This window comes from Dactylosporangium sp. NPDC050588 (assembly GCF_040654975.1).
GTDB classification, from domain to species: domain Bacteria; phylum Actinomycetota; class Actinomycetes; order Mycobacteriales; family Micromonosporaceae; genus Dactylosporangium; species Dactylosporangium maewongense.
This window is the reverse complement of the sequence record NZ_JBFAJA010000018.1, coordinates 45349-63097: the sequence shown is the minus strand read 5'-3', so window position 1 is coordinate 63097 and position 17749 is coordinate 45349. Positions and strand designations below refer to the sequence as shown.

Here is a 17749-nt window from a genome sequence, read left to right as displayed (position 1 = left end):
AGAGTGCTCCCTTACCGGACCGAGCGCGAGAATGTGCGGGCCGACCAGATCACGGCGATCACCATGAGGCCGGCGGTGATGGCGATGCTCTGCCAGATGGCCGGGTCGCTGGTGTGCCCGATGAACAGCGCCCGCAGCCCCTTGGCGGCCCAGTTGAACGGGTTGAAGTCGGCGACCGTGCGCAGCCACAGCGGCGCGAGCGCGAGGGGCAGCAGGGTGCCGGACAGCAGCATCAGCGGCTGGGCGATGTTGTTGACGACCTGGCCGAGCACGCTGGGGTTGGCGACGCGGATCGCGATGCCGTAGGAGATCGACGCCGACGACAGCGCGCACAGGGCGAGGATCGCGTAGCCGAGCAGCAGGCTGCCGATGTTGACGAACACGCCGAACGGCAGCGACAGGATCGTGATGATCATCGACTGGACGATGACGGTGACGACGTCGCGCAGCGACCGGCCCAGCAGCAGCGCGACCCGGCTGACCGTGGTCACCCGGGACCGCTCGATGACGCCGTTGGCGAGGTCGCCGAGCAGCCCGAAGCCGACGTACAGCCCACCGGCCAGGGCCAGGGCGATCAGCATGCCGGGCACGTAGATCTTGTACGCGTCGCTCATCGAGTTGGCGCCGACCGACGCGAGCGCCGGCTTGAGCAGCGGCGCGAACAGGATCAGGTAGACCGCCGGCTGGGCCACGCCGAGGACGACCCACAACGGCGAACGGAGCATCAGCAGCATGTGCCGCTGGAAGATCAACCAGGTGTCACGCAGGAGTTTCACAGCCTTGCTCGCTTTCAGACGTGGTGCCGGAGGGGAGGAGCTGGATCAGAGCCGTCGCGGCGGCCTCGGCGCCGCCGCCCGCGAGCAGTCGCTTGCCGGTCACCCGCGCCGCCTCCGCGTACCGGGGGTCGTCGAGCAGGTCGAGCAGCGCGGCGCGCAGCGCTTCGGGCCGGGCGTGGTCGATGGAGACCCGCAGCCCGGCGCCGGCCCGCGCCACCGCCGAGGCCATGAGCGCCTGGTCGCCCTTGATGGGGGCGACGAGCAGCGGCACGCCGTGCACGAGGGACTCGTTGACGGTGTTGGCGCCGCCGTGACTGACCACCGCGTGCAGGTGCGGCAGCAGGTCCAGCACCGGCACGGGCCGGCGCACCAGCACATGGCCCGGCTCACCGGTGATGGTGCCCTGCGGGGCCACGACGACCGCCTGCAGCCGCTCGCCGAGCGGCTCGATCGCGGCCAGGATGCGCGGGTAGAAGTGCGCGGCCTGGTCCATGTTGAGCGTGCCCATGGTGACCAGCACGTGCTGGCGGTCCGGGTCGAGCCAGTCGAACGGGAAGTCCGGGTCGGGCGCGCGCTCCGCGAGGGACGGGCCGACGGTGACGGTGTTCGGCGGCAGCTGCGACGGGTCGTCGAGGAGGTCCTCGCCGAGGAAGCTGATCAGCAGGTCCGGGGAGAACCGCAGGTCCCACGGCGGGTCGCCGACGTGGCCGGCGACGGTCCACGCCTCCCGCATCCGCTCCTGGATCCACGCCTCGACCTGCGGCAGCCCGCGGGCGAACGGCCTGGTCAGCTCCATCGCGCTGGACGCGACGGTGGCCCACGGCAGGCCGAAGCGGTGCGCGACGATCGGCCCGGCGATCGCGTGCTGGTCGACGACCAGCAGGTCCGGGCGGAACGCCTCGACGGCCGCCTCGACGCCTTTGCGGGTGTACTTGGTGTGCGGCAGGATGTAGCCCTCCCACCGCGAGCGGGTCGCGTCGAGGCCGCGTTCGGCCTGGCCGCGGTGGGCCCGCAGCGGGATCGGGTGGATCACCGCGTCGGGCCCGGCGAGGGGCCGCAGAAACGACTCCGACCCCGCCCACAGCACCTCGTGCCCCCGGCTGAGCAGCACCTTCGCCACCGCGACCATCGGGTTCACGTGGCCGGTCAGCGGCAGGCTCAGGAACAGGAACCGGCTCATGCGGCAGTCAGCTCCGCGAGGTCCGCGACGGTGAGGTCGATGAGCTGTTGCAGGTCGAGGCCGCCGATGTACGAGGGGAGGTCCACGCCGTACACGTCGCGCATCCGCGCACCGAGCTCAACGATCTCCAGGCTGTCGATGAACAGGTCCGTGTCCACGCGGGTGGACGGGGTCACGCCGGCCGCCCAGTCCTCGTCCTCGCCGGTCACCTGGCGCAGCAGCTCGACGATCTCCCGGTGGGACGCGGCCACGACGATCAGTCCTCTGCCGCCGGCTTCGTGGCGCGCACGGCGCCGTAGGTCACCGCGCCGGTCTCGAAGCCCTTGAGCATCAGCGGGCCGGCGTAGAAGAAGCCGAGCACGTCGACGCCCCGGTCCCGGGCCAGGTCACGCATCATCGACCGGCCGTTGTCGAGCTCCTTGACCTGGGCGAACCCGGGCTCCCAGGAGTTGGCGACGTTACCGCTCCAGTCGACGATCGCGATGTCGGCGAACCCGGCGGCGGCGGCGAGGCGCTCGTGCTCCTCAAGGGAGGAGAAGCTGGGCATGACCTGGTGGCGCAGGATCTGGTCGACGACCCGCGCCTCCTCGGCGGTGAGCTCGCCGTCGCGCACCGACCAGGTGGCGATCGCGACGATGCCGCCGGGCTTCAGCACCCGCCGGACCTCGGCGAAGAACGCCTCCCGGTCCGCGATGTGCATGAGGCTCTCGACGGCCCAGACCACGTCGAACGACGCATCCGGATAGTCGTTGGCCATGAAGTCGCACTGGCGGAAGTTCGTACGCTCGCCGAGGCCCAGCTCCGCGGCCTTCTCGTTGGCGCGGGCGGCCTGCGCGGCGCTGAGGGTGACCCCCTCGACGGTGCAGCCCAGGGGCCCGGCCAGGTGCATCGCCGGCCCGCCGATGCCGCAGCCGACGTCCAGGACACGGGCGCCGGCCGGGATGCCGGCGAAGTCGACCAGCTCCCGCACCAGGCGGTCGGTCGCGGCGTGCCGGTCGTCGTCGTTGCCGGGGCGCTCGCCGATGTCCCAGAAGCCGTGGTGCACGTGCTGGCCCCACAGGTCCTCGTACAGGTCCAAGGTGGTGTCGTAATACCGCTCGACGGCGGCGTTCAGCCCGGGCCCGGCCGGTGCGGACGGGTATGCGGAACTGGCATTTGCTTTCACAGTCGCAAATCTCCGAATGGGATCACCAGCTATGGGGCGTTCCTGGATAGGCACGCACGGAGCCCGGCCATTGTATGGGCGGCGCGCCGACGCTTGTCAATGCACGTTACATCGTCCGGGACGGGCCGTGGCCTGGCCTGTCGGAGATCGCGCAGGAGGAGCCTCATCATGCCGCCATACATGGGGAATCGGTATATCGGCCCGACCAGACGTGGACGCGGGTCAATCGTGGCGTTTACGCACCGTAGCGCACTGCAATGGGCGGGAGGAGAGTGTTCTCAGGTTAGATACCGGTTGTATCCGGTGCGCTGCCAGTTGCGCGTAATGCCCTTTTTGGCACCGGCCGGGTGTCCCCCGAACCCAGATTGACCTGGGAGTTCCGTAAAACGCGTCCATGACCTGCCCGAATGGAGAACGTATCGAAGCAAACGATTCTTAGCGGACGTAGGCGTGGCAGAACGGACAAACAGCGGCACAGTCGGGTTGTGCACTCTTGTAAAACGGCTTTGATTGCGTAAGGTCTATGGCTAGTCGGGGTGACTATTTCCTGCGCATTGTGTCCGGGCGTGATTCGTGCCGGTGACCGCAGGCCCGCTCCCGGCTCTCGCCAGTGTGTTCAATCGGGGGCTGCACACGCTGATCGCCGGCCAACGTGGGCCGACCGGTCGGCGGCGCGGCCGCGCGCGGAGAAAGGGGTTCGCCGGTGACCGACGCCGTGCTCGAAACCCAGCCCGCCCCGCTCGACCCGTCGTGGGTCGACGAGGTGCTGCTGGCCGGCCCCGCCGACCAGGTCGCGCTGGTCTTCGACACCCCCGTCACCCGTGCGGACCTGCGCGCGCTGGTCGCCGCCAAGCAGTCCGTGCTCGCCGCCGCCGGCCTCGGCGCCGGCGGGTCCGTCGCGCTGTCCCTCGCCCCGTCACTCGCGTTCGTCACGAACCTGCTCGCCGCCTGGCGTCTCGGCGCCCGGGCCGCCCTGCTGGACCACCGGCTCACCCCGTACGAGACGGACAACGCCCTGCAGCGGCTGGCACCGCAGGTCGTCGTCAGCGCCAAGCACGTCACCGGCGGGCCGCTGCGCGGCTTCGTCGAGATCGAGGAGCGGGTCGCCACCTACCCCGGGCGGCCCGCCGACACCACGCACGCGCTCATCCAGCTCAGCTCCGGCTCGACCGGCCCGTCGAAGGTCATCGCCCGCACCGCGGCGAACCTCGTCGAGGAGATCGAACGCTATGTGAAGATCGGCGCGGGGGTGCCGCAGGCCGGCGAGCGGATCGTCTCGCTCGCGTCCATGGTGCACGTGCTCGGTCTGGTCGGCGGCCTGCTCTACGGCCTGCACGCCGGCGCTCAGCTCGTGGTGCCGGCGCGGATGACCGCCGACGGCATCCTGTCCGCCGTCGCCGCCGGGCCCGAGCCCACCACCCTGCTCGGCGTCCCCTTCCACATCGAGCTGCTCTCCTCGGTGCAGACACCGCCCAGGCTCCCCCAGCTGACCGGCATGACCACCGGCGGGGAACTGGTCCGTGCCGAGGTCTACGCCGGCTTCGTCGACCGCTACGACATCCGGCTCGGCAACATGTACGGCATGACCGAGGTCGGGGTCATCGCCACCGACCTGTTCGGCGAGCACCGCCCTTCCCTCACCCCCGCACCCGGTCTCACCGTCCGTGAAGAGGCCGGCGAGCTGCTCGTGTCGCTGCCCGCGTCGCCGTACCTCGGCCTCGTCGACCCCGCCCGCTGGGCCGACGGCTGGCTGCACACCAAGGACGCCGGCAGCGTCGACGAGGCCACCGGCAGGCTGCGCATCCACGGCCGGCGCGACTCGCAGGTCTCCGTCGGCGGCCTCAAGGTCGACCTGACCGAGGTCGAGCACACGCTTGCCGCGCTGCCCGGCGTCGCCAGCGCCGTCGTGACCCACGACAAGGCGATCGAGGCGTACGTGATGCTGCGCGACGGCGCCACCGCGGCGCAGGTCCAGGACCGGCTCGCCGAGCGCCTCGCCGGCTTCAAGCGCCCGCGCGTGCTGAAGGTCGTGGAGCAGCTGCCCCGGACCGCCACCGGCAAGCTCGTCCGGGACCGCGCCGCGCTGCTGGCCGCCTCGGCCCCGGCGGCGACCACCGCCCCGGGCGCGACCGCGGGCGCCATCCCGGCGCAGCGGGTGGGAACAGACGTGACCGATGGCGCGACCGACCCGGTCGCGCCGGCACCTGTCAAGGAAGGGAACCACGCACGATGAGCGAGACGACCGACCAGGAGATCCGCCAGTTCCTGCTGGACTCGTTGACCGAGATGAACTACAGCGTCGAGGACATCGACGACGACACCGCGCTCGGCCCGGCCGGCGCCGACCTCGAGTCACTATCGCTCGCCGAGCTCGCCGTCCGCGTCGAGGACCGCTTCGGCGTGCGCTTCGACGACGACGAGGCGGAGAAGCTGGCCGGGATGACCGTCGGCGAGTTCATCGCCGCCGTCGCCGAGCGCCGGTCCGCCGCTGCCACGGCGGGCAGCTGAGCGTGGCCGCTGCACCAACCCGCGACGACGTCGTGGCGATGCTCGCCACGTACGGCGACCGGTCGCCCGCTGACGTCGCCGAGGGGATCGACTCCCTGGAGCTCGCCTGGCTCGTCCACCAGCTCGAACAGCACTACGGCGTGCCGCTCGACCTCGACGACGACGCCCTCGCCCGCATGGCGACGGTGAGCGGGACGCTCGAGGTCCTCCAGGAACTGAAGGTCGAGACGGGTTCACGATGACCGCCACCATGACCGTTCGGCGCGGTCCGGGTGAGGTGGTGCTGACCGGTGCGGCCGTGCTCAGCGCGTTCGGCCGGGGCATGACCGCCCTGGCCGACGGCCTGGACGCCGGCACGCCGGCGTTCCAGCCGGTCGACCGCTTCGACGTGACGGGACGGCGGGTCGGGGTGGCCGCGGCCATGCCCGGCTCCCCCGTCCTCGCCGACGAGCTGGTGCGCGTCGTCGACGAGGCCTGTGACGAGGCCAAGCTCAGCACGGCCGAGCGGGCGGGCGCACCGCTCTTCCTCGCCCTGCACGGCGATCCGGCCCTCGCCAGGGTGGCCGAGGCAGACCGCCGCCGGCACAGCAGCACCGCGTTCACCGCCGCGCTCGCCGGCGGCACCGGGCTGGCCGGGGACCTGCCGCTGGGAGCGGGGATCCGGGCGTACACCTCGGCGTGCGTCGCGGCGAGCACGGCGGTCGCGGACGCGGCGGCGGCGATCGCCCGCGGCGAGCTCGACCGCATCGTGGTGGCCGGTGGGTACCTCGTGGACGCCGATCAGTTCTCCCTCTTCGACGCGGGCCGTGCACTGTCCACTGACGGACAGGTCCGCCCGTTCAGCGACGGGCGCCGGGGCCTGCTGCTCGGCGACGGTGCCGGCGCGGTCGTCGTGGAGTCCGCCACGGCGGCCCGCGAGCGTGGCGTGCCGGCGCTCGCCCGCCTCGCCGGCTGGGGACGGGCCGGCGACGCGTACCACCCATGCCAGCCGCACCCGGAGGGCCACGGGCTCGCCCGTGCGATCACCGCCGCGCTGCAGCGGGCCGGGATCGGCGCGGGCGACCTCGGCTACGTCAACGCGCACGGCTCGGGCACCGCGCAGAGCGACGCCGCGGAGGCCACGGCGCTGCGCACCGCGCTCGGCGAGCACGCCGCGACCGTGCCGGTCTCCTCGACGAAGTCGCTGCACGGCCAGGCCCTCGAGGCCTCCGGGGTCCTCGAGCTGATCGTCACCCTGCACGCGCTGCGCACCGGCCGGCTGCCGGTCAACGCGGGATTCCTCGCCGCCGACGAGCACTGCCCGCTGAACCTGGTCCTCGACGGGTTCACCGCAGCGACCCCGTCCTACGCCCTGTCGCTGAACGCCGCGTTCGGCGGCGCCAACACCGCGCTCCTGGTGGGATCGGCATGAGCGACCTGATCCTGGATCCGGCGGCGCACGAGCAGGGGCTCGGTACGGCGGAGCTGTTCGTCGAGGAGATCCCGCCGCTGACCGCCCTGGCCACCCGCGCCGGGCTGGACGTCGTCGCCGCCGCCGACTGGCCGGAGCCGGGCGACGAGGAGCTGCCGAAGCTCGCCGGGTTCGTCCACTCGTCGTTCAACCCGCTGGTCGCCGCCACCGCCGGCCGCTGCCTGCAGCGCCGTGCGGAGAGCGCTCCACCGGCGGTGACGGCGATCGTGCTCGTCACCTCGACCGGCGACGCGGCCAGCGCGGCCCACGTCGCGGGCGCGGTCGACGCCGGCGGCCGGATCGGGCCGCTGTTCTTCTTCCAGTCGGTGCCCAACGCCGTCGCCGGGCACGTCGCCGCGAAGTGGGGCCTGACCGGCCCGGTCGTGTGCGTCGACAGCACCGACGCCGGGCTGGACGTGGCCCGGCTGCTGCTCGCCGACGGCGACGCCGGCGAGGTCCTCGTCGTCCTCCTCGAACAGGCCACCGTGCCCGAGGCCATCACCGGAACCAGCCACGACACCGCGTCCGCGGTCGTCGTGGTCGAAAGGGGTACAGCATGAGCAGATCCGTCGCGGTGACCGGGATCGGGCTCGTCACCCCCGTCGGCGGCACGGGTGCCGAGGTCTTCGACGCGATGTGCGAGGGGCGGTCCGGGCTCGTGCGGCCCCCCGCCGACCACCCACTGGCAGGGTCCGCCGACGTCGCCGCGTTCTCGCCGCCGATCGACCCGACGTCGGTCCTGCCGGCGCCGGAGACACGCGTCGTCGACCGGTACATCATCATGGCGATGGTCGCCGCCGAGCGGGCACTGGCGGACGCCGGCATCGAGGTGGGGCGCGACGTCGACCCGTTCCGGATCGCCATCATCCTGTCCGGCACCGGCGGCCTGGCGACCCTCGACGCGCAGGCGGTGCTGCGCTCGCAGAAGGGCCGCCTCGGCGTCAGCCCCTACCTGCTGCCCGGGATGCTGCCGAACATGGGCGCGGCCCGGGTCGCGATGCGCCACGGCATCCAGGGGTACAGCTCATCCATCGGCACCGCGTGCGCCGCCGGCGCCCAGTCGATCGGCGAGGCGGTGCGGCTGCTGCGCGCCGGCGAGGCCGACGTCGTCGTCGCCGGCTGCAGCGAGGCGCCGCTCTTCCCGACCCTCGCCGACACGTTCGGCAACGCCCGGGCGCTCGCCCGGGGCTGGGACGACCCGACCGCCGCGAGCCGCCCGTTCGACCGGCGGCGCAACGGGCTCGTCCTCGGCGAGGGCGCCGGGGTCTTCGTCGTCGAACGCGCCGAGCACGCCGAGGCGCGCCGGGCCCGCCGGTACGCCGACATCGTCGGCTGGGGCGCCACCAACGACGCGCACCACCCCACCACCCCGCGCCCCGACGGGTCGGCCGCCGCCGCCTGCATGAGCCGGGCCGTCGCCGACGCCGGGATCTCGCCCGGGGACGTCGGCTACGTCAACGCGCACGGCACCAGCACCAAGCTCGGCGACGTGGCCGAGTCGACCGCGATCCGCGCGGTCTTCGGTGCCGATGCCCCGCCGGTCAGCTCGACGAAGGGCGTGACCGGCCACATGCTCGGCGCCTCCGGGGTGGTGGAGGCCGCGGTGTCGGTCCACGCCATGCTCCGCGGGCTGCTCCCGCCGACGCACAACCTGGACGAGCCGGATCCCGCCTGCGACCTGGACCACCTCCGCGAACCCCGCCCCGCGCAGGTGACCCATGTCCTGTCCAACTCCTTCGGCTTCGGTGGCCACAACGTGAGCCTCATCTTCGGCCGGCCGGAGTCCGCCTGGACACGCACGGCGTGACGCCAGCGCGTCACAGACCCCTGGGAACGACCGATCAGAACCCGAAAGGGAAGCAGGCCATGCAGATCCTCGACACCGACCACATCGAGATGTTCGTCGGCGACGCGCGCCAGGCGGCGCACCAGCTGTGCGAGACGTACGGCTTCCACGTCTACGGCCACGGCGGCCCCGAAACCGGCCTCACGGGTCAGCGCAGCGTGCTGCTGGGGCAGCGCGACATCCGGATCCTGCTCACCTCCGGCCTCAGCGGCGGGCACCGGGCTAGCCGGTACGTGGCCCGCCACGGCGACGGTGTCGCCGTGATCGCGTTCGGCTGCGCCGACGTGGAGACGGCGTTCGCCGAGGCGGTCGCCGCCGGCGCCACCCCGATCCAGCCGCCGCAGCGGCTCGAGCAGGACGGTTCGACGGTCGTGACCGCGGAGGTGTCCGGCTTCGGCGACGTGACGCACCGGCTGGTGCAGCGCACCCCCGGCGACGGCGCCTTCCTGCCCGGGGCGATCGACATGACCGGCGCGCCCTCGGCGCCGACGGACGAGGACCTGCTGTACACCATCGACCACGCCGCGATCTGCCTGCAGGCCGGCGAGCTCGACGAGACGGTCCAGTACTACGAGCGCGTCTTCGGCTTCACCATGATCTTCCAGGAGTACATCGAGGTCGGCGAGCAGGGCATGCAGTCGAAGGTGGTGCAGAGCCCGTCGGGCGGCGTCACGTTCACGCTGATCCAGCCGGACCTGAGCCGCCGCGCCGGCCAGATCGACGACTTCCTGTCGTGGCACGAGGGCGCCGGCGTGCAGCACATCGCCTACAGCACCAACGACATCGTGCACGCGGTGCGCGCGTACAGCGCGAAGGGCGTCGAGTTCGCGCAGACGCCGGCGAGCTACTACGACGTGCTCGAGTCCCGCCTCGGCGCCGTCGACGTGCCCGTGGACCAGCTGCGGCCGCTCGGCATCCTCGTCGACCGGGACCACTGGGGGCAGATGTACCAGATCTTCGCCAAGTCGACGCACATCCGCCGCACCTACTTCCTCGAGCTCATCGACCGGCACGGCGCCCGGACGTTCGGCACCAGCAACATCCCCGCGCTGTACGCGGCCAAGGAGCGCGAGCTGGCCGCGGTGCGCGACACTACAGACGGCCTGCGCAGCTGACCCCTCCCCCAGTCCTACTCCTGAAAGGACATAGACCTTGACCATCTCACCCACGCAGACGTTCGCGCTGACCGACGACGAGCTCGCGCTGCTGCCGTCGGACGACGACGTCGAGCACTACGCCCAGCACGGCTGGTACCTGTCCAAGAAGATCTTCACCGACGACGAGGTCGACGAGCTCGTCGCGGCGAGCGAGCGGTACTACGCCGGTGAGCGGTCCCGTTCGTTACCGACCCGGCCGCCGCGCCTCGCCTATTGGGAACCGTCCAAGGGCGACGTGCAACGGCACAACGACTATGTGCACTACGAGAGCGACGCGCTCGCGCGGATCCTGCGCAAGCCGCTGCTCGGCGCGGTCGCCGCGCGGCTGGCGAAGGCCGACGAGATCCGCGTCTTCCAGTCGACGCTGATCTACAAGCCACCGATCGCGGGCGAGCCCAGCAACGTCGTGCCGTGGCACTTCGACCGGCACTACTGGGCCTCGTGCACGTCGGAGAACATGCTCACCGCGTTCATCCCCTTCCACGACTGCGACGAGGAGATGGGGACCATCACGATGGTCGACGGCTCCCACCGCTGGGAGGAGATCGGCGCCGACGACACCACCACCCGGCACTTCGCCGAGCGCGACAACGACGACCTGGAGGTGATGCTCTCGGACAACGCCGCGTACAACAACGCCACGGTCACCAAGGTCCCGATGATCATCCCCAAGGGTCACATGAGCTTCCACCACTGCCGCACGTACCACGGCAGCGGCGCCAACCGCAGCGACCGGCCGCGGCGGGCGATCTCCTTCCACCTGCAGGACGGCGCCAACGCGTTCCGCCCGTTCCAGCTCAGCACGGGGGATCTCGTGGCCTACAACCACGACGTGCTGGTGCGACGGACCGAGGACGGCCGTCCCGACTACTCCGACCCCGAGTACTGCCCCGTGCTGTGGCGTACGGCCTAACACACACCTTCAGGAGGCTCACATGTCCCGATACGACTGGGGTCAGCGGCACCCCGGCATCGACCGGCTCGAGGCGCTGATCGCCGACGCCCGGACCGACGTCGTCACCCACCCCATCTACGCCCGCCTGGACAGCCTGCCGGCGATCCAGACGTTCCTGGAGCACCACGTCTTCGCCGTGTGGGACTTCATGTCGCTGCTGAAGTCGCTGCAGCGCAACCTCACCTGCGTCGAGGTCCCGTGGATCCCGACCGGGCCGACCGGCAGCCGGCGGCTCATCAACGACATCGTCCTGGTCGAGGAGAGCGACGAGCTGCGCGGCGGCTTCATCAGCCACTTCGAGCTGTACCTGCTCGGCATGCAGGAGGCCGGCGCCGACACGACCGTCATCGACACCTTCATCCAGCTGCTGCGGGACAAGACCCCGGTGCCGGCGGCGATGGCGGCCGCGGGCGTGCCCGAGGCGTCGGCGGAGTTCGTCGGGCTCACCTGGCACCTCATCGACACCGCGCCGATCCACTGCCAGGCGGCGGCGTTCGCGTTCGGCCGCGAGGACCTGATCCCCGACATGTTCCAGCAGGTCGTGAAGGTCAACGAGCAGGGCGGGCAGCTCGGCACGTTCGTCGACTACCTGGAGCGGCACATCGAGGTCGACGGCGAGTTCCACACGCCGATGGCCATGCAGATGGTCACCGACCTCTGCGGCGACGACGAGAACAAGTGGAACGAGTGCGTGGAGACGATCAACCTCGCCCTCGTCGCCCGCGCCAAGCTCTGGAGCGGCATCCTCGCCAAGATCGACGAGAAGGTCCTCGCGGCCTAGTCCGCGGCTCTCTGTTCTGAAGGAGTACCACGTGACTGACGCCGCCGGGCTGTACCGGACGGTCCGCCTCATCCGACGGTTCGAGGAACGCGCGATCGAGCTCGTCCGGGACGGCACGATCGTCGGGGGGATCCACCCGTACATCGGGCAGGAGGCGATCGCGGCCGGCACCTGCGCCGCGCTGCGCCCCGGCGACGTCATCACCAGCACGCACCGCGGCCACGGGCACGTCCTGGCCAAGGGCGCCGACCCGGCCCGGACCCTGGCCGAGCTGGCGGGCCGGGCGACCGGCCTCAACGCCGGCCGGGGCGGCTCCATGCACGCCGCCGACTTCGGTCTCGGCATCCTCGGCGCCAACGCGATCGTCGGCGCCGCCGTGCCGATCGCGACGGGCGCGGCGTGGGCGGCGCGGCGGGCCGGCAAGGACCTCGTCGCCGTCACCTACTTCGGCGACGGCGCGGTCAGCCAGGGCGTCGTGCTGGAGACGATGAACCTCGCGTCGCTGTGGAAGGTGCCGGTGGTGCTCGTCTGCGAGAACAACGGCTTCGCCACCACCACCCGGGTCGAGCAGGCGGTGGCCGGCTCGATCACCGGCCGGGCCGAGGCGTTCGGCATCCCGGCGTCCACAGTGGACGGCAGCGACCCGGAGGCGGTGCTCGCCGCGGCCACCGAGGCCGTCGAGCGGGCCCGCGCCGGCGGCGGCCCCTCGTTCATCGAGTGCGTCGCCTACCGCTTCGACGCCCACCACACCTGGGAGCACGCGGCGCGGCCGCGGTACCGCACCGACGACGAGGTCGCGCTCGGTGTCCAGCGCGACCCGGTGGCGCTGCAGGGCTCCCGCATCCCGGAAGCGGACCGGGACCGGATCGACGCGGAGATCGAGGCGCTGCTCGACGAGGCGGTCCGGTTCGCCGTCGACAGCCCGCTGCCGGACCCGGCCGGCGCGCTCGACCACCTGTACGCGGACGGCCTGCGGGCCAGGGCGGGGGTCTCCTGATGCCGAACCTGTCGTACCTGAAGGCGCTGAACCGGGCGCTGACGACCGAAATGGCCGCCGACCCGAGCGTGGTCGTGTTCGGCGAGGACGTCGGCGTCGCGGTCAGCAACGTCACCACCGGCCTGCTCAAGAAGTTCGGCCCCGAACGGGTCGTCGACATGCCGATCTCGGAGCAGGGGTTCACCAGCTTCGCGACCGGCGCCGCGATGGCCGGCCAGCGCCCCGTGATCGAGTTCCAGATCCCGGCGCTGCTGTTCCTCGCGTTCGAGCAGATCGCCAACCAGGCCCACAAGTTCTCGCTGATGACCGGCGGGCAGATCAACGTCCCGGTCACCTACCTGCTGCCGAGCTCCGGCTCCCGCGGCGGCTGGGCCGGGCAGCACTCCGACCACCCGTACAGCCTCTTCGCCCACGTCGGCGTGAAGACGGTCGTGCCGGCGACCCCCGCCGACGCCTACGGCCTGCTGCTGACCGCGATCCGCGACGACGACCCCGTCATCATGTTCGCCCCCGCCGGCGCGATCGGGGTCCGCGACGACGTCGACTTCGCCACCCTCGCGCCGGTGCCGCTCGGCGTCGGCCGCGTCCACCGCACCGGCGACGACGTGACGGTCGTCGCGGTCGGCCACCTCGTGCACGACGCGCTCGCCGTCGCCGAGGAGCTCGCCGGGACCGTGTCGGTGGAGGTGTTCGACCCGCGGACGCTGCACCCGTTCGACTGGGCCGGGCTCGCCGCGTCGCTGGAGCGCACCGGCCGGCTCGTCGTCGTCGACGACTCCAACCGCTCCTGCGGCATCGGCGGGGAGATCCTGGCGACCGCCGCGGAGCAGATGCGCCTCATCGCGCCACCGAAACGGATCACCCGACCCGACGGCGCGGTGCTGCCGTTCGCCCGGGAGCTGGACCTGGCGCTGCAGCCGACCCGCGCGCAGATCCGCACCGCCGTCGAGCAGGTGGCGAAGCTTTCGTTCCCCACGCAGACCGAGGAGTAGACCCCATGGCGTCCACGAGCATCCGGGCGGCGCTCGCCGCCGACCCCGACGTCGGTGCCGGCAACGTGCTGCACAAGCTCATCGAGCACGGCGCGGCGCTGGACGGGCCGGGCATCGCGTTCGACGTCGACGTCGACGGCTTCCCCGCCTGGCAGGGCCTCACCCTCGGCGAGCTGCGCGACCGCGCCGCGGCCAGGGCCGCCTGGTTCCAGGCCAACGGCATCACCCGGCGCGACCCCGTCGCCGTCTACGTGACCAGCAGCGCCGACTGCTTCCTCAACTGGATGGGCCTGGTCTGGCTCGGCGCGATCCCCGCGCTGATGAACCCGAACATCGCCGGTGACATCGCCGTCCAGTACATCGCCAAACTGCGCGCGACCGCGCTCGTCACCGACGCCGCCCACCTCGAGCGGCTCGCCGGCGCCGACGTCGGCATCCCCGTCATCGACGCCGCCGACACCGGCACCGGCGACCCGGCGCAGGCGCCCGCGCCGTTCCGGCACCACGCCGACGACCCGATCGCCATCACCCATTCCTCCGGCACCACCCGCATGCCGACCGCCGTCGTGCACTCGCACGCCAGCCTGTTCCACGCCACCCGCAAGATCCGGCTGAGCGGCCCGAGGGCCCAGGGCACCGAGCGGATCCTCAGTGCCCTGCCAGCCCCGCACGCGGCCGGCATCATGACCATCAACCACGCCCTGAGCAACCGGTCGGACCTGCTGTTCCTGTCGCAGCAGAGCGACGGCGGCGCGGTGCTGGACGCGATCGAGCGGTGGAAGCCGACCGGCGTCTTCGGCTTCGCGGTCACCTGGTCGGAGCTCGCCCGCTTCGACCTGACCCAGCACGAGATGGACTCGGTGTCGCTGTGGTTCAACACCGGCGACTGCGCGCACGAGCCGCACATCCGCAACCTCGTGAACGTCGGCAGCCACAACACCGTCACCCGCTCCGCCGAGGGCCGCCCGGTCGTCCAGCGGGTCAAGGGCTCCAGCTTCGTCGACGGGCTCGGCTCGACCGAGATGGGGCACTCCGCGTTCCACATCACCCACAGCCCCGACACCGAGCGCTACGGCCGGTGCGTCGGCGTGCCGCACGTCTTCGCCGACGTGGCGCTGCTGGACACCACGACCGGCGAGGAGGTGCCGGTCGGGCAGGTCGGCCACTTCGGCCTCAAGTCCCCGACGCTCGCCCCCGGCTACTGGAACGACCACGCCAACACGTACAAGCACCGGCTCAACGGCTACTACCTCACCGGCGACCTGATGTTCCGCGACGCGGAGGGCTACTACTACCACGTCGACCGGGCCGTCGACTCCGTCGACCTCGGCGGCGGCAACTGGCTCTACACCGCCATGTCGGAGGAGCAGATCCTGCGCGCGGTGCCCGACGTGCGCGACTGCACCATCGTGTCGTTCAAGACCGGCGCCGGCGTCGTGTCCGACGTGCTGCTGTCGCTGCACGAGAGCGCCGACCCGACGACCGACCACACCGCCGCCGTGACCGCCGCGCTCACCCCGGCCGCGGCGGCGACGCTGCGGAAGGTCGTCGTGTTCCCCGACGAGAACATCGTCACCGGCCCCACCGGCAAGGTCCGCAAGTTCCTGATGCGGCAGCGGCATCTCGCCGAGCTGGCGAATGCCTGACACGTTCCTGCCGGCCCCACCGCTGGTCGCGACCACCCGGATCCCGGTGCGGTTCGACGGTGAGGGGGCCGGGACCGGCCCGCTGTCGTGGGGGCAGCTCGGGATCTGGCAGGACATGGTCCGCCAGCGCTCCTGGCTGCCCATCGGCGGCTGGGCCCCGGTGCCCGACGGGGCGACCGTCGAGGACCTCGCCGACGACCTGCGCTGGGCGATGCGGCGGTACCCGACGTTCCGCACCCGGCTGCGCTTCACCGACGACGGCGCCCCGCTGCAGGCGGTGGCCGGGTGGGGCACGATCGGGCTGGACGTGTTCGACGTGCCGCCGGGCGCCGACCCGGCCGCGTTCACGGCGTCGGTCGACGCGCAGTACCGGGCGCGGCCCTACGACTTCGTCGAGGAGTGGCCGGTGCGGATGGGCGTCGTGCGCGTGGACGGCGTGCCCGCCTACCTGTCGACGGTCACCTGCCACCTGGTCACCGACGGGTTCGGCGGCCTGCTCATGCTCCGCGAGGTCGCCGCCCGGCGCACCGACCCGCCCGGCCCGACCAGCGGCCTGCAGCCGCTCGCCCAGGCGCACTGGCAGGCGTCGCCGGAAGGGCGGAAACAGTCGGAGAAGGCGCTGCGGCACTGGGACAAGATGCTGCGGCAGCTGCCACCGGTGGTGCCGCTGGATTCCCGGCCCGGGCCGCGCTTCCACCGGGGCACGTTCGTCTCGACGGCCCTGTACCGGGCGACCCACGCGGTGTCCGTCGTCTTCGACATCGACACGTCGCAGGTCCTCATGACGTTCCTGGCGCTCGCCGTCACCGCCCAGGCCGGTGACGGGCGGCCCGCGATCATCCGGCCCATGGTGGACAACCGGTTCCGCCGCGGTCTCGGCGACGTCGTGGCGATGGTGGCGCAGCACGGCATCTGCGTCGCCGACGTCGCCGGGCTGCCATACGAGGAGGCCATGCGCAGGACGGGGATCGCGGCGATGCTGGCCTACAAGTGGGCCTACCACGACCCGGCGGCGGTCGCGGCGCTGGCCGCGACGCTGGACGTCGACCTCGACGCGGGCGTCTGGTTCAACGACCGGCGGACCATCAGCAGGCAGATGTTCCCCGGCTCCGTGCCCACCGCCGAGCAGGTCCGCGACGCCGCACCGGGCGTGTTCACCTGGACCGTCGCGCAGGACGACCCCTACGACCCGCTGAACATCGACGTGGACGACGCACCCGGCGAGTTCCAGCTGACCTGGTTCACCGACACGTGGCGGACGCCGCCGGCCCGCGTGGAGGCACTCGCCAGGGCGGTCGAGGCGCTCGCCGTACAAGAGGCGCTGACGGCACTGGAAACCTTCGCCGGAACGGAGACGCCGTGACCGCTCTCGCCGCCATCGGCACCTATGTGCCCCCGGACCGCGTGCCGATCGAGTCGCTCGCCGACGAGTTCGAGCTCACGCCCATGCAGCTGCGGGTGTTCCGCCGCTACCACAAGCTCGGCTCCGCCGCGCAGGCGCCGGACCTGTCCCTCACCGAGCTGCTCGGCCTGGCGGTCGCCGACCTGCGGCTCACCACCGAGCAGACGGCGCGGATCCGGTACGTGCTATACGCGCGGACGTTCCCCGGCGTGGCGCCCTACCCGTTCAACCCGCTGCACGAGGTGTGCCGGACGTTCGGGCTCCAGCACGCCACCGCCTTCGCCGTCGGGCACCACGCGTGCGCCTCCGGGCTGCTCGCCGTCGACCTCGCCGGGCGGCTGCTCGCATCGGCCGACCCGTCCGCGCTCGCGCTCGTCCTCACCGGGGAGAAGGCCTTCACCGGGGAGGCGCGGTTCGTGCCGGAGACGTCGATGTTCGGCGAAGGGGCGGCGGCCTGCCTGGTCTCCGCCGCCGGCCCTCGGGACCGGCAGCTGTCCTACGTGGCGGACCTGCGCGGCGAGTTCGACGGCGAGCTGGAGGAGGTCGCGGGCGAGTTCCAGCGGATCTACCACGACGCGCTGGGCGCCGCCGTGACGTCCGCCGTCGAGCGGGCGGGCCTGACCCTGTCGGACATCGCGCTGATCCTGCCGCACAACGTGAACGTGGTGGCCTGGCAGCGGGTGTGCAAGCGGATCGGCTACCCGCTCGACCAGGTGCTGCTCGACCACGTCGCCGACTACGGTCACGTCTTCTGCGCCGACGCGTTCCTCAACCACCGCACAGCCGTGCAGCGCTCGCTGCTGCGCCCCGGCGACCACTACGTCATCGCCGCCGCGGGCGCCGGCCGCGGCGCGACCTTCTCCGCAATGGTCTTCACGCACTAGGTTCTGGCCT

The 17749-nt window shown here is 72.1% G+C and carries 18 protein-coding genes; 14 read left to right on the top strand and 4 right to left on the bottom strand.

Translation table 11 applies throughout. The features are described 5' to 3' along the window. Positions 1-11: 11 nt before the first annotated feature. The 4 genes from AB0I21_RS14770 to AB0I21_RS14755 are packed head-to-tail and all read right to left on the bottom strand — an operon-like array spanning position 12 to position 3121. Complete coding sequence (locus AB0I21_RS14770; RefSeq protein WP_344502388.1) at positions 12-776, bottom strand: ABC transporter permease; 765 nt, start codon at positions 774-776, stop codon at positions 12-14. Then, positions 760-1956 carry a glycosyltransferase gene (locus AB0I21_RS14765; protein WP_360561345.1) on the bottom strand — a complete coding sequence of 399 codons (1197 nt, stop codon included), beginning with the start codon at positions 1954-1956 and terminating at the stop codon, positions 760-762. The genes AB0I21_RS14770 and AB0I21_RS14765 overlap by 17 nt, the downstream gene beginning before the upstream one ends. Next, on the bottom strand, positions 1953-2207 hold the full coding sequence (locus AB0I21_RS14760) for an acyl carrier protein (protein WP_360561343.1): 255 nt from the start codon (positions 2205-2207) through the stop codon (positions 1953-1955). The genes AB0I21_RS14765 and AB0I21_RS14760 overlap by 4 nt, the downstream gene beginning before the upstream one ends. Positions 2208-2212: 5 nt before the next feature. Beyond that, entirely contained in the window at positions 2213-3121 is a 909-nt protein-coding gene (locus AB0I21_RS14755; RefSeq protein ID WP_360561341.1) for a methyltransferase domain-containing protein, read from the bottom strand. 703 nt (positions 3122-3824) lie between these two features. Here AB0I21_RS14755 and AB0I21_RS14750 point away from each other — a divergent pair. From AB0I21_RS14750 to AB0I21_RS14685, 14 genes are all read left to right on the top strand, one after another. Beyond that, positions 3825-5354 (top strand): fatty acid--CoA ligase family protein, encoded by a 1530-nt coding sequence (locus tag AB0I21_RS14750; protein WP_360561339.1) that lies wholly within the window; start codon positions 3825-3827, stop codon positions 5352-5354. After that, positions 5351-5629 (top strand): acyl carrier protein, encoded by a 279-nt coding sequence (locus AB0I21_RS14745; protein ID WP_344502394.1) that lies wholly within the window; start codon positions 5351-5353, stop codon positions 5627-5629. Before AB0I21_RS14750 ends, AB0I21_RS14745 begins: the two co-directional genes overlap by 4 nt. A 38-nt stretch (positions 5630-5667) precedes the next feature. Further along, the gene (locus tag AB0I21_RS14740; RefSeq protein ID WP_360561472.1) at positions 5668-5871 is read left to right on the top strand and encodes a phosphopantetheine-binding protein; all 204 of its coding nucleotides are present in this window, start codon (positions 5668-5670) and stop codon (positions 5869-5871) included. Positions 5872-5879: 8 nt separating this feature from the next. Next, a complete protein-coding gene (locus AB0I21_RS14735; protein WP_360561337.1) occupies positions 5880-7040 on the top strand; it encodes a beta-ketoacyl synthase N-terminal-like domain-containing protein in 1161 nt (386 codons plus the stop codon). 86 nt (positions 7041-7126) lie between these two features. After that, positions 7127-7639: a beta-ketoacyl synthase N-terminal-like domain-containing protein gene (locus tag AB0I21_RS14730; protein ID WP_344502798.1), complete on the top strand. Its 513-nt coding sequence runs from the start codon at positions 7127-7129 to the stop codon at positions 7637-7639. Further along, entirely contained in the window at positions 7636-8886 is a 1251-nt protein-coding gene (locus tag AB0I21_RS14725) for a beta-ketoacyl-[acyl-carrier-protein] synthase family protein (protein ID WP_360561335.1), read from the top strand. The genes AB0I21_RS14730 and AB0I21_RS14725 overlap by 4 nt, the downstream gene beginning before the upstream one ends. A gap of 59 nt (positions 8887-8945) precedes the next feature. Next, entirely contained in the window at positions 8946-10040 is a 1095-nt protein-coding gene (gene hppD / locus AB0I21_RS14720) for a 4-hydroxyphenylpyruvate dioxygenase (RefSeq protein WP_360561333.1), read from the top strand. Between the two features lie 37 nt (positions 10041-10077). Further along, on the top strand, positions 10078-10995 hold the full coding sequence (locus AB0I21_RS14715) for a phytanoyl-CoA dioxygenase family protein (RefSeq protein ID WP_360561332.1): 918 nt from the start codon (positions 10078-10080) through the stop codon (positions 10993-10995). Positions 10996-11017: 22 nt separating this feature from the next. Continuing rightward, a complete protein-coding gene (locus tag AB0I21_RS14710; RefSeq protein ID WP_344502399.1) occupies positions 11018-11818 on the top strand; it encodes a DUF3050 domain-containing protein in 801 nt (266 codons plus the stop codon). Positions 11819-11849: 31 nt separating this feature from the next. Beyond that, positions 11850-12815: a thiamine pyrophosphate-dependent dehydrogenase E1 component subunit alpha gene (locus AB0I21_RS14705; RefSeq protein WP_344502401.1), complete on the top strand. Its 966-nt coding sequence runs from the start codon at positions 11850-11852 to the stop codon at positions 12813-12815. Beyond that, entirely contained in the window at positions 12815-13807 is a 993-nt protein-coding gene (locus AB0I21_RS14700; protein ID WP_360561331.1) for a transketolase C-terminal domain-containing protein, read from the top strand. Before AB0I21_RS14705 ends, AB0I21_RS14700 begins: the two co-directional genes overlap by 1 nt. 5 nt (positions 13808-13812) lie before the next feature. Continuing rightward, the gene (locus tag AB0I21_RS14695) at positions 13813-15453 is read left to right on the top strand and encodes a class I adenylate-forming enzyme family protein (protein ID WP_360561330.1); all 1641 of its coding nucleotides are present in this window, start codon (positions 13813-13815) and stop codon (positions 15451-15453) included. Continuing rightward, positions 15446-16816, top strand: coding sequence for a hypothetical protein (locus AB0I21_RS14690; RefSeq protein ID WP_360561328.1), 1371 nt, complete (start codon positions 15446-15448; stop codon positions 16814-16816). The genes AB0I21_RS14695 and AB0I21_RS14690 overlap by 8 nt, the downstream gene beginning before the upstream one ends. Continuing rightward, positions 16813-17739, top strand: coding sequence for a 3-oxoacyl-[acyl-carrier-protein] synthase III C-terminal domain-containing protein (locus AB0I21_RS14685; protein ID WP_360561326.1), 927 nt, complete (start codon positions 16813-16815; stop codon positions 17737-17739). Before AB0I21_RS14690 ends, AB0I21_RS14685 begins: the two co-directional genes overlap by 4 nt. Positions 17740-17749 lie beyond the last annotated feature (10 nt).